Here is a 16,353-nt window from a genome sequence, read left to right on the forward strand (position 1 = left end):
TTAAAACTTATATTTAAGTCCTGTATTTATGCTTAAATAAGTTTCATTAGTGGAGTTAGATTTACCCACTAAGATTTGCTTGATACCTCCTCCGATATTTAAAGAGAGATTTTCTTTAATATAAACATTCCCCCCAAAAGTAAGTTGTCCATAAGTCTTTTTCTTTTCATCATTACTGATTTTAAAGACAGAAGTAGAACCTGCAAATCTTGCTATATAATCATCCCCATTATTAACAACATATTGCTCTAGCTTAGGAGTGATATAAAGATAAGAGTTAGCCCCAAAGTATTTCCTAGCCTCTAATCCTGCTTCTAAGCTTAGAGCATTGTTTGTTAAAGAGCGAATCTTTTTAGCTAAAGGGGTTCCGCTTTGTGCATAATTAGGGGTGAAACTATAATAGTAATTCACGCCACCAAAGGGTTTAATAAAAAATGCATTAGAAATTTGGAATACTTTTCCTATGCTTCCATTAAAGCCAAAGAGCCTTCTTGTAAAATCTGCAGAATCTGTTCCTAAGGAATTATAATCATATTGCTTAATGGGGCTAAGTTGTGTATAGGCTTTTCCACCTACTTCCCAATCTTGTGCGAATTTTATGAGAGTATAAAGCCCTAATTGGTAGTTATTGCTTTGTTGCTTATTAATTATGCTCTTAAGGGTAGAGTTTGCATAAGTAAAGTATCCACCAAGTAAGAGATTAGTATTAATGTTTCTATCAATCCCTGCAGTGATACCATAAAGTCCCCCATCATTATCCCCAATGATATTTAATCCCCCAAAGGCATTTGCCCAAAGACTAGATTTATACGCATCATAATAACTATAAGCTGCATCACTACTTAAGGCTGCAAATCGTTTAGTTTCTATATAGGGATTATTAAATCTTGCAATTCTATCCCCAATTGCCATATCATTAGCCACATTAATAGCCCCTAGTTGGCTAGAAGCATTAGAAGTTTGTGTGGCTACTTGTCCTTGTGTTCTTGTATCTTTAAAGAAGGAGAATTTATTAACTTTATCGCTAGTTTTACTATCATTTATACCATTACTTATAGCTTTTATTAGAATATCATAATCGATACTAGAACTGATAAGAGAATCTAAAATGCTTAATGCTTCTTGCGTGTTTCCGCTTTGGGAGATGGATGTTGTAGAATCTTTTAGGGTTGCTGTATTAAGCGTGGCTAAGAGTTTATTGTCTTTTTTATTCACTAAAGTTATTAATACATTCTCTGCCACCCTAGCATCCGCACCTTTTACCAACACACTAAGAATATCTTTTGTTGTGATGTTTGTGTTGTTAAAAGTGTTTGTAGCTTGTATTTTGCTATCAATATCTTTAAGAGCCTCCTCAATATTTTTGATAATTTGTGCCTTATTGCTAATATTTGTTTTATTGTAGGTTTCTTTTGCATTTTCAAGATTCTTTTTAGCAGTTTCAAGGTTAGTTGTCTCTTCTGCAGAGAGGGTTGTTAGTTGGTTTTTAATGAACTCACTAATGGTTTTAGAATCTTTAAGGTTTGTAGTGTTTATTTTGGAGTTATCTACATTGACTTTTACAAAAATATTCTTTTTATCCTCATCAACACGAACCTCATAGATGTAATTATCATTGGTTAGATTATCCACTGCATCTACTATTATCCCATCCAATAAGGAGGGTTTAGAGAGATAGGAGGCTACTTCTCTTTCATAGGTTACATTAATGGATCCTCCGCTAGAGGGCTTCCAAGTCTTATCGTCTTGCTTTTCTAAAACACTTTGGTTATCCTTCTGAATATCCACTCCCCCTTTTGCAAAAAGCAGTGTTTTATCATCACTTAGAGGACTATTCTTGGTGGTTATGCCAAGGCTACTTTGGGAATTAATCGTGGCTTTTCCGCTAACATTGATAAAGCCATCATTCCAAAAATTAAAAGTGGTATTCCCCTCTGTCTTAAGGTTTCCTCTAATATTTAAAGTGGCTACCCCCAAAGTGTTGGTATTATTCCCTAGAGTATTAGCCATACGAATATGGTATTCATATTCAGAAAGGGTATTGCTACTAGTGCTAGTAGCACTATTATTAAGTGTAACTTTATCCTTAATAAGTTTGTCGAAAATATGGATAATATTAATATCTGCATTACTAGGAGTAGCAAGGGTGATGTTAGTATTATTCTTTGTATCAACATTACCTATAATATCAAGTTGGCTCCCTAGAATATTCAAGTTAGAATTTGTTTGTAAAGTGGTATTAGCTGTAATCTTAGAATCTCTTAAAACACTTATATCCCCCTTATTATCTATCCCCTCTTTAGCAATAGCGGTAAAGCCATAAATTTTGTCTTGCTTAGCTTTATCGGTATAATGACCAACTTCTATATCAGTTTCAATAGTTATCTTTTTATCAGTAGTGAGTGTGATAGTGTTAATGGGGTTTTCAAATTCAATTAATCCTCCTTTAAGGGTTACACCCTCATCTTTAATCTTAGAATCTGCTTTTACACTCCAATTTCCATTGCTTACTTGAAAGTTATCGGTAAAGCCTTTATTATCTGCAATATCTACCGCATGCACAGAAATAGAACCTAAAATACCAAAGCTTATTAAAGCTTTTGAACTAATTGATGAAATATTCATTCATTCTCCTTGTTTGAAAATATAAAATGAGACTTTTATTCTGCCCCCCCCCCCGCTGAATATTTGATTAAATCCTGCCTTTTTGTGAAAATTTTTAAAAATTGTGGGATTTGGTAATGTTTAAGTTAAATTTAAGAATTTTTAGGAGTTTTGGGGTAGTTTATGGAAGTTTGAGGGAGAGGTTAGTTTATGGAAGTTTTGGGATTAGGCTAGGGTAATCTTAGAAGCTTTCATCGGAGGATTTTGTCGTTTATAGGGAATCTTTATAAATTGAAATATCAGGTTGGAGTTTATAGATTTTGTTTTTTAATCGGACTAATAATCCTGTATCTATGAGCTGTCTGAAGGTTTTTACAACGGTGGGTTTGCTAACCTTAAGCTGCTCTACTATATCTTCATAGGAGCCATAAAAGATATTATCTTTATCGCTATTTTCGATTAAGTATTTGATAATTTCTATTTTTTTACCCCCGACAAAAACAGAGATAGCGTTTAATAAAACATTTTTTTCGTGGAGTTGTTTAGCTTGGAATTTTGGTAAAGTCGCTTTTAGAATGGTTTTTAAAATATCCTCTATATCAATGGGCTTTAGGATATATCCATCTACCCTCAATTCTATACAATCTAGTAGATATTGGGTTTCTGTGTGGGCTGTAGCGATAATAATTGCCATATCCCATAGGGGGTTTTTCTTAATCTCTTTAATGAGATTAATACCGTTTAGCTTTGGCATTAAAATATCTGTAATTACTAAATCAATATTTTGTGTTTTTAGAATCTCTAGGGCTTCTTTGCCATTTCTAGCGGTAAAAAATTCTTTTACATAGTCTTCTAAAGCCATTTTTGCGAATTTTAAAATATCTTCTTCATCCTCTACATAGAGGATTTTTAGTTTTTTTAAGAGTGTTTCATTCTTTTTTGAGGGCATTTTATCTTCCTAAGTTTTGTTGTTCGTCATTTCATTATTTTTTGTGGGGATAGAAATGATAAACTGCGCCCCATAAAAATCATTTTCTAAAACCTTAAAGGGTTGTGGTAGCATTGGTAGTGTTGCTCTCCAATAGGTGTTTTTTACTTCAATACTTCCTTGCATTTGCTTTTCAATGATTTGTTTAGACATATAAAGTCCAATTCCTGTTCCAACGGATTTATGCTTTGTAGTAAAGTAAGGTTCAAAGATTTTTTGAATATCATCAAGCTTTACCCCTCCTGCATTATCCATAAAAAATATTTTAACATAATCTTTTTGAATTACCGATTCTTCAATAACAAGGATTAGGATTTTAGGGTTTGGGATTTTTCGCTCTTGTAAAACATCTTGAGCGTTTTTAATGAGATTTAAAATTACTTGGGAAAAAGCATTTTTATAACCATAAAGCATCGTTGTTTGGGGGCATAATATGTTTAATTCTATCTCGCTTTGTTTTAAGAAGGCATCTACAAGCGAGATAGAATCCTCTAAGTTTTCTTTGAGGTTAAAAGATTCCTTTTGGCTAGAATTGTGAAAAAAATTCCGAAAATCTTCAATGGTTCTTGACATTTTTTTAGCGATTTTTAATCCATCCTCTACTTGGGTATCAATGAAGTCTTTGGTGAGCTTTCCATTTTGGGATTTAACTTTAAAAGCTTGGATAAGTAGCATAAGAGCATTTAGGGGTTGTCTCCATTGGTGTGCAATATTCCCTATCATCTCTCCCATACTTGCTAATCTTGCTTGTTGATACATAATTTGGTCTTTTTTTCGGCTTTCTAAGACTTCTTTTTCAATGGTTTCTTGTAAGGAGTTATTGAGATTTTGTAATTCTTTGGTTTTTTCTTGTACTTTTGATTCTAAGAGCATATGGAGGGTTTTGATATTTTGTAAGATTAAAAAACTTAAACATAAAGTGATAAGCATAATAAGGCACATAATCCCTAACACTACTTTATGAAGTATATTATAGAGTATATTATTACGTTCTTTTTCTATTTCAATAAGCTTAAGGTTATTACTTATAATCTTAGAAATTTGTCTGTTTAATTGATTAATAGAGATTTTTAGGGATTCCTCTTGGATATTTTCTCCTCCTAAGATGCCATTAAGTGGGGTTAAGAACTCTTGAATTTGTCTATTTAGGTTTTGTGAATCTTCTAAATTGCTTTTTAAAATATCCCTTTCTTTAGTAGTTTTGGTTTCTTCAATGAAAAAGTGATAAATTCTAAGCCCGAGTTCTCTAAGGATATTATGGTTTGCTAAATGGCTTTGGCTTTGTTGATAGTTTTCCCAAATTTCTTGAATTTTTTCTTGGTTTTCTAAAAAGATAATTTTTTCTTCCTCTATAGAGGGTAGATTTTGCATTTGATTGATGATTTGTCGGATTGCTTCTAATTCTATCAAGGAATGATTGTATTGTGTAAAGAGACTATCATAATCAGATTTTAAACTAAAATAGAAAATATAAGAAATAATAGCTAAAGATAGTAAGCCAGAGGCAATATTAAAGACTAAAATTCGAGCTTTTGCTTCTAAAGAAGTCCCAAATAATTTTGTTTTTCCCAAGCTTTTTAAACCTCTTAATGAAATTTTTAAAATTCTATCCTAAAAAAGACTTTATTTAATAATTTTTTTATGCAAAAAGTGTATGATTGCATTCAAACCTAACAAGTAGGTTTGAATCTTGAAAAAGAATTAAGGAGAACATTATGAAAAAAGTTCTATTAAGTTTGGTGTTGGCAAGTGGTTTTTTAATGGCAGCTGATGGTGCTGATATTTATAAAAAATGTATAGCCTGTCACGGGGTTAATGGAGACAAAGTAGCCCCTGGAAGCAAAGGTGGAGTTACAATTGGTGGTATGGATAAAGCAAGATTGATTGAACAGCTTCACGGATATGCAGCAGGAACAGCTGATAATGGTGGTGCAAAGCAAATTATGTATGCTAATATGAAAAGCTGGAAATTGTCAGATGCGGATATTGAAGCTGTAGCAGACTATATCTCAAAACTTCCTAAAAAATAATCCTCCCCTTATTTGGGGACAATATGCCCTATATCCAAATCCATTCACAGAATTTTTTTGATAATTTTCATACGCTTTCTCAAGCAATATCCCCTAATAATCCTCAAAAACTTGGTATTGTTTTAAAAGATAATGCCTATGGACACGGGTTAAAAGAAATAGCGACTTTAGCTAAAAAATGTGGAATTATTTCTTGTTTTGTTAAAAATATTCAAGAGGCGTTAGAGGTTATTGATTGGTTTCCGCATATTAGTATTTTATACCCAAATGCTTTAGAAAATCCCTCTCTTTTTAAACAATGTTTGGAGTCTCCTAATATTTATTTTTGTATCTCTGCTTTAGAGAAATTGCGGGATTATCCGCCTTTAAGTAGGATTGAACTAAAGATTAATACAGGGATGAATCGTAATGGCATTGCTTATAATTCTTTAAAAGAAGCTTTTGAGCTTATTGTTAAAAACAAATTGCAGCTTGTAGGAATCTTTACCCATAATGGTTTTGGGGATAACTTTGGTTGTGAGTTTTATACCCAAAATGCTGTATTTTTAGCAATTAAAAAAGAAGTTTTAAAACTTTGTGAGAAATACTCCCTACCTAAGCCTCGCTTTCACTCTCTTTGCTCTTCAGCTGGATTAAGGGCTAATAAAGACCTTAGCATTCCTCAATCTTTACAAGATGATTGTTATCGTATCGGTATCGCTTTTTATGGGTATTTATGCCAAGAAGAGATTTTAAATATACCTATACATTTGAAGCCTATCGCCTCTCTTTGGGCGAAAAAAATTTCTTCAAGAATGCTTAAAAAGGGAGAGAGGGTAGGTTATGGAGGAATTTCTGTCTTAAGTAGGGATTGTGTAGTTAGCACTTATGATATTGGTTATGGGGATGGGCTTTTTCGCTTAAGGGAGGGAATGGAGCTTTATACCAAAGAGGGTTTTAAGATTTTACCTCCTGCTTCTATGGATTGTCTTAGTGTAGAGAGTGAAAAAGAAGAGATTTGTGTATTTGATAATGTAGAGAAATGGGCAGAGGCTTTTAATACTATTCCTTATGAGATTTTAGTGCATTTGCATTCTAGCATACCCAAAAAGATAATATAAATGGTATGATTGCGTTATTAATCTCTACATAAGGAAAGTCGTGAATCTTTGTCTTTTATTTGGTGGAAAGACCTATGAGCATGAAATTAGTATTGTCAGTGCAATTGCTCTAAAAAAACTTTTTTCACATTTGCATTTTTTTATTTTTTTAGATGATAATCATCGTTTTTATCTTATCCCCTCTAATAAGATGCAATCAAAACTTTTTAGCTCTAAAGATTATAAAAAAGAAAAACAAATCTACCCTAAAGAAGGTGGATTTTTTTATAAGACTCTATGGGGTGAGAAGTGTTTAGATTTTTCTGTGATTTTAAATCTTATCCACGGCTTTGATGGTGAAGATGGCGTGATTGCCTCACTTTTGGAATTTTATAATATTCCTTATATTGGACCTAGGAATCCTGCTTGTGTATTAAGCTGTGATAAAGAGCTTACTAAGCTTTATGCAAAAAGTCGGGGAATACAAACTCTAGATTATAAGATTCTCTATAAAGGCGATACGCTTAATGGGGTAGATTATCCTGTAATTATAAAACCTGCAAGGCTTGGTAGTTCCTTAGGTATTGCTATAGCCAAACACCAAACAGAGTTAGAATATGCAATAGAACAGGCTTTTGAATATGATGAGAAAGTATTGATTGAACCCTTTTTTAAGAATATTAAAGAATATAATTTAGCGGGTTATAAAGCTAAAGATGGTATGCACTTTTCTTTTATTGAAGAGCCACAAAAACAAGAGATTTTAGATTTTGAGAAAAAATACCTTGATTTTGCACGCACACAAAATGCTAAAGAAGCTGCTATCGATGAGACTTTAAAACAATCCTTGCAAGAAGCCTTTAAAAAGATTTATGAGAATTGCTTTGAGGGGGCTTTAATCCGTTGTGATTTTTTCTTTAAAGATTCTATTATTTATTTAAATGAGATTAATCCCATACCTGGAAGTATGGCAAATTATTTATTCTACGATTTTTCTAAAGATTTACAAAATCTTGCACAAAATCTCCCGATACAAAAGAATCTTAAAATTTCTTATGAGTTTTTGCATAAAATTCACTTTGCTAAAGGTAAATAGTGGCACAAAAGACACTAGTATTTAGGGGTGAAATGTTTGGTATCTCTTATGAGTTTATAAATTTTGACATTTCTAAAACATTGGTTTTTTTGCACGGCTGGGGTTCAAATAAGGCTTTAATGAAACAGGCTTTTGAGGATTGCTTTAAAGAATACCGGCATTTATATATTGATATGCCTGGATTTGGAAACTCTACACTCCCATCTTTTGGGCTTACTTCTAAAGATTATCAAGCCATTTTAACACTTTTTTTAGAGGCTTTAAAGGTAGAACCTTTTGCGATTTTTGGGCATAGTTTTGGAGGCAAGATTGCGACTTTATTAAATCCTAAGAATCTTGTTCTTTTAAGTAGTGCTGGGATTTTGCTACCTAAGCCTTTTTGTGTAACTTCTAAGATTAAGATAAGCAAAATCCTTAAACATTTTCCCTATTTTCATAATATTACGAAAGTTTTTCTACGCTCTAAGGATGTTGCTGGTATGGAAGAGGTAATGTATCAAACTTTTAAAAATGTCGTTGATGAGGATTTTTCAGCAACATTTGCACATTTTAAAAATAAAGCTTGGATTTTTTGGGGGGAGGATGATAGGGTAACTCCTTTGTATGCAGGAGAGAAAATACATTCTTTAATCAAAGATTCAAGCTTTTTTACTCTACAGGGAGATCATTATTTCTATCTAACCCAAGCAAAAGCCATTGAAACTAGCCTTATGGGAGCATTTTCTTAAAAGAATAAAGTGATTGATTCATTCTTTAACTTTATTTTGTTAGAATTTCTAAATTTTTAGATTTAAGGATTAAATGGTGCAGAATATTGATTTTTTCATTATGACAACAAGATGGATTTTTCTTATTGCACTTGGGTATTACATTATTACTAATTTACAATGGTATCATTATAAAATTTCACGCGTTATTTTTAAACATCATAAGCAAAAATGGCATTTACTTTATTTTGTTTTGCCTATTCTTTGTTTTATTTTTCTTCCCTATGATATTTATTTTTATCTTTTGATTTATTTTTATCTTATATTTTTTGGGTATTGGATTTTCAATCTTAGTAACAAACTTATTTTTACAGGGAGAGTGCTTCGATTTTTTGGGCTTTATATTATTTTTATTCTTTTTAATGAGTTGCTTTTATTGAGTATTGCAAAACCCTCTATTCTTATACAAATTGTTTATTTATTCCCTTTGCCTATATCTCTTGCTCTTTCTTTGGTAATAGAGAAAATTTTGCTTAATCGCTATAAGAAACTCGCTCAAGATAAATTAGAAAGTATGCATAATTTAATCATTATTGTTATTACAGGGAGTTATGGTAAAACAAGCTTAAAGAATTTTTTGTTTCAAGTTTTGCAAGAATCTTTTAAAGTTTATGCCACCCCACGCAGTGTTAATACTCTAACAGGTATTATTGCAGATATTAACCAAAACCTTTCACTTTTGAATGATGTTTATATTGTTGAAGCAGGAGCTAGAGGGTTGGGGGATATTCAAGAAATTATTGATTTAGTGGCTCCTCAAATTGTCGTAGTAGGCAAGATTGGAGCAGCCCATATTGAATACTTTAAAAACATAGAGACAATTTATAAGGCAAAATATGAGATTTTAGAGAGTAGGCGCTTACAGAGGGTGTATATTTATAAAGATAATATTCAACCTACTATTTGTCTTGTGCCTATTGTAAATTTTCCGCAAAATATTAGTAATATAGAAGCAACTTTAAATGGCACAGATTTTGATTTAGAAATACAAGGTGAGAAATTGCATCTAAGCACCCCTGTTTTGGGAGCTTTTAATGCTATTAATATTAGTGCAGTGATTGCTATAGCTAAAGATTTGGGTATGAAAAATGAGAGCATTATTAAGCAAATTTCTAAATTAGAGCCTATTAATCATCGCTTAAGTAAAATTGTTGTGAATGACAAGGTTATTTTAGATGATAGTTATAATGGGAATCTTGATGGTATGCTTGAAGCCATTAGGCTTGCTTCTTTGCATAATGGTAGAAAAGTTATTGTTACTCCTGGTTTGGTAGAGAGTAATAAAGAATTTAATGTCGCTTTAGCTAAGGCTATTAATAGTGTTTTTAGTGTTGCTATTATCACAGGGGAGCTAAATTCAAAGATTTTACAAGAGAATATTTCTAATCCTCTGAAAGTAATTTTAAAAGATAAAAGCAATATTGAAGGGATTTTAAAATCTATAACAAAACCCGGAGATTTAATCTTATTTGCTAATGATGCTCCAAGTTATATTTAATGTGGATTTAATGGAGGGATAATGGAATATTTATATGCACCTTGGAGGAGTGGATACTTTAAAGAAAGTCAAGAGGAATGTATTTTTTGTCAAATTTCAAACCAAAATCTTGATATACCTAATAGAGTCTTTTATCGTGATGATAAAATATTTTGTGTGATGAATAAATACCCTTATGTTCCGGGACATTTTCTTATTATTCCTCATCATCATACCGATACCCCTTGTGATTTGAAAGAAGATATTTGGTTGCATTTGCAAAAATTTGCACAAAAGGGCGTGGGGTTACTTAATGAATTTGGAGCAAAGGGGATTAATATGGGAATGAATATCAAGCAAGTAGGCGGTGCAGGTATTCCAGGGCATATCCATTTGCATCTTATTCCTAGATTTTTTGGCGATACGAATTTTTTTACAACTATTGGTGATTGTAGAGCCTATGGGGTGGATTTTGAGGAGATTTATTGGAGGATTAAAGAGCTGTCTTTGAAGTATTTTGTAGAAAACTAGAAACCCTTGGATAAAGATTCCTTCTTGGGTTTGTTAGAGGGGGGGGGTTAATCTTATTTAGAATATATTAGGATATGCAAGTGATGATGAGGCAGCTTTACAAGGGCTTTGATTATCGTTTTTAGATTACCTTAAATTGTAAAGAGAGTAGGATGTGAGATACATAGGTTTTTGTAAAGGAAATAAGGGTATGGATTTGTTTGAGTGCAAGCTTTTATGTTGATAAAAATAAAAGGTGGTTGAGTTAAATAGGTATGGATATTTATTCATTTCAAGCAGAACTTTTGTCATGGTATGAAAAATGTGGGAGAAAAACTCTACCTTGGAGGGATAAGAGTATGCCTAATCGTCCTTATAGGGTTTTAATTAGTGAAATTATGCTTCAACAAACACAAGTTAAAACCATCTTAGAGCATTATTATTTTCCCTTTTTGCAAAAATTTCCTACTTTAGAATCTTTAGCAGAGGCTAGTGAGGAGGAAGTATTGTTACAATGGAGGGGAATGGGGTATTATACAAGGGCTAGGAATCTCTTAAAATGTGCGAGGATTTGCTCTTGTGATTTTAATGCGTGTTTGCCAGATTGCGTGGAATTATTAAAAACCCTCCCGGGTATTGGTAGTTATACTGCTGGAGCGGTGGCTTGTTTTGGGTTTGATAAGGCTGTGAGTTTTGTAGATTCTAATATTAGAAGAATCCTTATTCGGCTTTTTGCTATGTATAATCCTACTCAAAGCCTTTTAGAGAGTGAAGCTAGAAATATTTTAAATACGGAAAATCCTTTTAATCATAATCAAGCTTTGATAGATTTAGGGGCGTTGATTTGCACCCCTAATCCCAAATGTCTTTTGTGCCCCCTTAGTGAGTTTTGTAAGGGCAAAGAGGATTTAAAGGCTTTAAATCTTAAAAAGACTCCTAAGAGCATTAAGAAAAGTCTTCATCTAGGCGTATTTGAAAAAGATTCTCAAATTGCCCTTTATAAAAGTCAAGAGAGGCTTTATTATAATCTCTATAATTTTCCTTTGTTAAAATCCCATCAATCTTTGGAAAAATTAGGAATCGTAAAACATTCTTACACTAAATATCTTTTGGACTTACACCTGTATAAGGTGCAGGATTTAGGAGTTTTTGAGGACGATATAACCTTATTTAATCTGCAAGATTTAGACACTCTTCCTATTTCTAGTATGACTTTAAAAATTTTAAAATTTTTAAAGAAAGTGTAAAAAATTAAAGTTAAAATGAGGGAAGTTTTTATAGCATTTTAAAAATAAATAATTAAAAGGAATATTATGCCACTTTTAGATAGTTTCAAAGTCGATCATACTAGGATGCCAGCCCCAGCTGTGAGGTTAGGTAAGGTTATGCATACTCCAAGTGGAGATGAAGTTTGTGTTTTTGATTTGCGTTTTTGTAAGCCTAATAGTGAGATCTTAAGCCAAGAGGGGATTCATACTTTAGAGCATCTCTTTGCAGGGTTTATGCGGGATCATCTAAATAGTGATAAAGTCGAGATTATTGATATTTCGCCAATGGGTTGTAGGACAGGGTTTTATATGAGTTTAATTGGTAAGCCAAGCTCACAATCTGTCAAAAAGGCGTGGGAAGAAAGTATGCAAGATGTTTTAAAGGTTAATGAGATTCCAGAGGCTAATGAGCTACAATGTGGAACTTATAAAATGCATTCTTTAGACGCTGCTAAAGCAATAGCAAAAGATACTCTCAATAAAGGCATCGGCATTATGGATAATGAATCGCTAAAGCTTAATTTATAATGGATTATCAAGAGTATTTAGAAGCAATTAAAACTTTAAATTTATGGGCTAGGCATTATTATGTTTTAGATGACCCTTTAGTTAGCGATGAGGAATATGATAAGCTCTATCACCAAATCAAAGAATTTGAAACTAAAAATCCTTCAAAAGTCGCTCAAGATTCTCCAACGCAGAGGGTTGGGGATAAAATCTTAGAATCTTTTAGTAAATCATCCCATATACAAAGAATGTGGAGCTTAGATGATGTCTTTACCTTACAAGAACTCCAAGAATGGATACAAAGAGTGGGTAAGGGGGAGAATCTTGCCTTTAGTGTTGATCCTAAATTTGATGGGGCGAGTTTAAATCTTTTATATGAGAATGGATTACTCATAAAGGCAATAACAAGAGGGGATGGATTTGTTGGCGAGGAAGTAACACAAAATGCAAAGACTATTAAAAGCATTCCTTTAAGTATTCCTTATAAAGACAAAATTGAGATTCGTGGGGAATGTGTGATTGCTAAAGATGATTTTGAAAACATTAATCAAGAGCGATTGCAAAAGGGCGAGAATCTCTTTGCAAATCCTAGAAATGCTGCTGCAGGGAGTTTAAGACAATTAGATTATAAAATTACCGCTAAACGCAAATTGCAATTTATCCCTTGGGGGGTTGGGTATTGTGAGATTAAAGAACAGAGTTTTTTTGCCCTAATGCAAAAGATTCGTTCTTTTGGGTTTATTACCTCCCCCTTTTCTAAACTTTGTGAAGATATTAAAGATATTGAAACTTCCTATCAGCTTCTAATCAAAAAAAGGGATTCTTATCCTATTACTTTAGATGGAATGGTTATTAGGCTTGATGATATTGCTTTGCAAGAGGCTTTAGGATTTACGATAAAATCTCCAAGATTTGCTTGTGCTTATAAATTTCCAGCAATTGAAAAAAGAACGAAAGTTTTAGATATTGACTTGCAAGTAGGTAGGACAGGAGTGGTTACTCCTGTGGCTATTTTAGAGCCTGTGAAATTAGAGGGGGCAAAGGTATCACGAGCAACTTTACATAATTTTGATGAAATCAAGAAAAAAGATATTCGCATTAACGATACGGTGATTCTTATCCGCAGTGGGGATGTAATACCAAAGATTATTAAATCACTCCCTAATTTGCGTGATGGGACGCAAAGAGAGTGTAAAATCCCCCAAAATTGCCCCATTTGTGGAAGTGAGCTTTTAATTGAGGAGAAACTTATTAAATGCCAAAATCTTAATTGTAAGGCAAGGGTGAAAAATTCCATTATTCATTTTGTGAGTAAAAAAGCTCTAAATATTGATGGATTAGGGGAGAGGATTGTAGAATTACTCTTTGATGAGGGAAAGATTACAAAGTTAGAAGATATTTTTTCTCTAACTTTAAAGGATTTAGAGGGATTAGAGGGCTTTAAGGAAAAAAAGATTGATAATCTCTTAAGGGCTATTAAACAAACTAAAGGGGTAGAGCTTTGGCGTTTAATTAATGCTTTAGGGATTGAACATATTGGAGAGGGGGCGAGCAAGAAGTTAGCTAATGCCTTTGGGGTGGAGTTTCATACAAAGAATCTTGAGGATTTTCTTGAATTAGAGGGGTTTGGCGTGGAGATGGCAAATTCTTTATTAGAGTTTTGCAGGGTTAATAAGCAAAGGCTTTTAAAGCTTCTTGAGATTCTAACCCCAAGTCATGCAAATGCTATTAAAACAGATTCAAAACTTCACGGAAAGACTTTTGTTATCACCGGCACACTCTCACAAAGGCGAGAATATTACCAAGAGATTTTAGAATCTCTTGGTGCAAAAGTTAGCAGTAGTGTTTCTAAAAAAACAGATTTTTTACTCTGTGGTGAAGAGGCAGGTTCTAAACTAATAAAAGCACAGGAGTTAGGAGTAAAAATTCTCAATGAGAGGGAGTTTGAGCTATTATCAAAAGGCTAATTTACTGCCCCATTTACCATCAAGCCTATATATGCCATAAGTAAGAAGTGTTTATGTTTTAATAGCTAAATAGTTGTGTCTTGGAGTTAATAACATTTCTTTTAGAGCAATAAGGGTTTCAATTATTGAGCAAAGACAAGAAAAAAGGCTTTATATCTACAATCTCTTTTGAGATTTTAATTTCTAAGCTTTGTGCGGGGAGATTAGAAGTATTTTGTGCATTGATAATGTTGGCTTTCCCGTATTAAGAGAAAATATTTTGTTGTAGAATAGCCTTTTAATGCATACAAACACACCAAATTTAACTCGTTAAACTACTACTCTTTTGCTTTTGTAAATGATTTACTTACTTTTTCGCTTATGGATTTTTTCTGCTGTAATTTTTCAAAAATATGATATTCTGTCTTTAAGGTATTTGTTTGGGTATTTTTTGTTGCAATTTTTATATGGATAACTCACAAGGAAAATACCAACAATTATAACGAATTTTGTAATTATATCCATATTAGGTATTAAGTAATTCTATATGGATATTAAACAATCCCACATTTACTATTTTTCTTAGGGTTTATTGTTTTGGTTTTGTTGAGCGTGTTGATAGGGAATTAAATATTACCCTTGCGGTTGTAGGTATAAATAATTTTCACAACAACTAAAAATAAATTTGATGAGTTTTTGAATTTGTAAATCACACCTATAACCTAATAATTGCCTATTTTAGGAACAATAAATTAACTCGTTTGTTGTTGATTATTGTTTCTCTATTGCGCTTTAAAATATTCAATGTAGTTTCTTCCTTATTGGTTTCTTTTATTATGTTTTTGTGTATCTAACTAACTATTGCAAGAAGAATCAAGTAAAATCTAACCAACAAATCGCACTTTTTGTGATTTGCCCAAAAAAGCAAAACTTATCCTTAGGATTTGTCTCAAATTTAGGTGATTATTAGAATCACCCTACTTCACTAAATGATAATTATCAAAATCCTAATAACTTCATGTTTCACCTTTAAGCATATCTATAAATACACAAGAAATTAAGAAAATATTAAGCCAGGTCATTGTGTAGGTGTTAATTGAGATGGAAACTTATCTTAAGTAGTAGAATTTTAAATCTTTAATAAATTCTTTATGGGTAAAAATTATTCATACTTAGCTTTGTTTGATATGTTTAATGCAAGGATCTTGTTTGTGGATAGCGAGTATATTTATACCCATAGAAAAAATTTCATACCCTAAATTTTGTAAAAATTCTTGGATTTCATTTTGGTTTGACTTAATGATTTCTATTAGCAAAATAGGGCAAAATTTTTCTATGCTTTTTGCCCCTCCTTTTAAAACTTCCATTTCCATTCTTTCTACATCAATTTTGATGAAATCTATTCTTTCAAGCTTTAGCGAATCAATGCTAATTAATGGCACTTTTTGCGTGTTGTCTTTATTGATGGTTTGCCCTATAAATTCATTTTTTTCATCAAATTTTAATTCAAGGCTTCCAAAAGAAGAGGGTTTAGTATAATCAAGCATAGGTATTTCTAGAAATTCTCCTTTTTTCTTGGGACAACCAAGGGCTACATTTAACGCACGAAAATTAAAGCAATTATTTAAGGCGAGATTCCCCGCTAAGGCATAATAAATTCTCTCTTGTGCCTCAAAAGCTAAGCCCCCCCCCAGCTAGTTGTAGCAATAGACCAAGCAATGGTATGGGCACCTATATTTGCACCACAATCAAGGGCAAAAACCCCTTCTTTAAAATACTGCTTCCTAAGCTTTAAAAGCTCTATCACATTGCCCACTTCTAGGGCATCAAAACTTGCAGTTTGTAGGTATTGGTAGCCTACGCCATAAGCACCATAGGCATTTTCATTTCTATCGAGGTAATTTACTATCATAGCCCCTGTGTTGGTAGAGGCTAAAATAAAGGGAAGAGGTCTTTGAATATTTTGCATTTTTGTCCTTTTAACTAGGGTTTGATGAAAAGATTTTATAACACTTGCTTAAAATTAGACTTAAAAAGGAGTGAAACTTGCCCTTTGTGTTAAGAGTGTATAGCCTTAAATA

At 32.5% G+C, this 16,353-nt stretch carries 14 protein-coding genes; 9 read left to right on the forward strand and 5 right to left on the reverse strand.

Annotated features, from left to right (window positions below):
• The 3 genes from CDV25_RS05340 to CDV25_RS05350 form a co-directional block, all read right to left on the reverse strand.
• The gene (locus CDV25_RS05340) at positions 1 to 2,625 is read right to left on the reverse strand and encodes an autotransporter outer membrane beta-barrel domain-containing protein (protein ID WP_239056311.1); all 2,625 of its coding nucleotides are present in this window, start codon (positions 2,623 to 2,625) and stop codon (positions 1 to 3) included.
• A 250-nt stretch (positions 2,626 to 2,875) separates the two neighbouring features.
• Positions 2,876 to 3,553: a response regulator gene (locus tag CDV25_RS05345; RefSeq protein ID WP_108911073.1), complete on the reverse strand. Its 678-nt coding sequence runs from the start codon at positions 3,551 to 3,553 to the stop codon at positions 2,876 to 2,878.
• Positions 3,554 to 3,562: 9 nt separating this feature from the next.
• A complete protein-coding gene (locus CDV25_RS05350) occupies positions 3,563 to 5,164 on the reverse strand; it encodes a sensor histidine kinase (RefSeq protein ID WP_108911074.1) in 1,602 nt (533 codons plus the stop codon).
• Between the two features lie 143 nt (positions 5,165 to 5,307).
• On the opposite strand from CDV25_RS05350, the gene CDV25_RS05355 reads away from it, so the two are divergent.
• The 9 genes from CDV25_RS05355 (at position 5,308) to ligA (ending at position 14,293) form a co-directional block, all read left to right on the forward strand.
• Positions 5,308 to 5,622 carry a c-type cytochrome gene (locus CDV25_RS05355; protein WP_034552268.1) on the forward strand — a complete coding sequence of 105 codons (315 nt, stop codon included), beginning with the start codon at positions 5,308 to 5,310 and terminating at the stop codon, positions 5,620 to 5,622.
• Between the two features lie 23 nt (positions 5,623 to 5,645).
• Positions 5,646 to 6,722, forward strand: coding sequence for an alanine racemase (locus CDV25_RS05360; RefSeq protein ID WP_108911075.1), 1,077 nt, complete (start codon positions 5,646 to 5,648; stop codon positions 6,720 to 6,722).
• A gap of 40 nt (positions 6,723 to 6,762) precedes the next feature.
• Complete coding sequence (locus tag CDV25_RS05365; RefSeq protein WP_108911076.1) at positions 6,763 to 7,797, forward strand: D-alanine--D-alanine ligase; 1,035 nt, start codon at positions 6,763 to 6,765, stop codon at positions 7,795 to 7,797.
• A gap of 32 nt (positions 7,798 to 7,829) precedes the next feature.
• Positions 7,830 to 8,525 carry an EstV family lipase gene (gene estV / locus CDV25_RS05370; protein WP_239056312.1) on the forward strand — a complete coding sequence of 232 codons (696 nt, stop codon included), beginning with the start codon at positions 7,830 to 7,832 and terminating at the stop codon, positions 8,523 to 8,525.
• Between the two features lie 76 nt (positions 8,526 to 8,601).
• The gene (locus CDV25_RS05375) at positions 8,602 to 10,062 is read left to right on the forward strand and encodes a Mur ligase family protein (protein WP_204161832.1); all 1,461 of its coding nucleotides are present in this window, start codon (positions 8,602 to 8,604) and stop codon (positions 10,060 to 10,062) included.
• Positions 10,063 to 10,083: 21 nt separating this feature from the next.
• On the forward strand, positions 10,084 to 10,572 hold the full coding sequence (locus CDV25_RS05380; protein ID WP_108911079.1) for an HIT family protein: 489 nt from the start codon (positions 10,084 to 10,086) through the stop codon (positions 10,570 to 10,572).
• Positions 10,573 to 10,832: 260 nt separating this feature from the next.
• Positions 10,833 to 11,798, forward strand: coding sequence for an A/G-specific adenine glycosylase (gene mutY, locus CDV25_RS05385; protein ID WP_432805893.1), 966 nt, complete (start codon positions 10,833 to 10,835; stop codon positions 11,796 to 11,798).
• A 66-nt stretch (positions 11,799 to 11,864) separates the two neighbouring features.
• Entirely contained in the window at positions 11,865 to 12,347 is a 483-nt protein-coding gene (gene luxS / locus CDV25_RS05390) for an S-ribosylhomocysteine lyase (RefSeq protein WP_108911081.1), read from the forward strand.
• Positions 12,347 to 14,293 (forward strand): NAD-dependent DNA ligase LigA, encoded by a 1,947-nt coding sequence (gene ligA, locus CDV25_RS05395; RefSeq protein ID WP_108911082.1) that lies wholly within the window; start codon positions 12,347 to 12,349, stop codon positions 14,291 to 14,293. Before luxS ends, ligA begins: the two co-directional genes overlap by 1 nt.
• 1,151 nt (positions 14,294 to 15,444) lie before the next feature.
• Here the strand turns inward: ligA and CDV25_RS10555 are convergent.
• Both CDV25_RS10555 and CDV25_RS10560 read right to left on the reverse strand, forming a co-directional pair.
• Positions 15,445 to 15,966, reverse strand: coding sequence for an FkbM family methyltransferase (locus tag CDV25_RS10555; protein ID WP_349771113.1), 522 nt, complete (start codon positions 15,964 to 15,966; stop codon positions 15,445 to 15,447).
• Positions 15,951 to 16,241 (reverse strand): hypothetical protein, encoded by a 291-nt coding sequence (locus CDV25_RS10560; protein WP_239056313.1) that lies wholly within the window; start codon positions 16,239 to 16,241, stop codon positions 15,951 to 15,953. Before CDV25_RS10560 ends, CDV25_RS10555 begins: the two co-directional genes overlap by 16 nt.
• Positions 16,242 to 16,353: the final 112 nt, after the last annotated feature.

The sequence above is a fragment of the Helicobacter apodemus genome (genome assembly GCF_003097575.1).
GTDB classification, from domain to species: domain Bacteria; phylum Campylobacterota; class Campylobacteria; order Campylobacterales; family Helicobacteraceae; genus Helicobacter_D; species Helicobacter_D apodemus.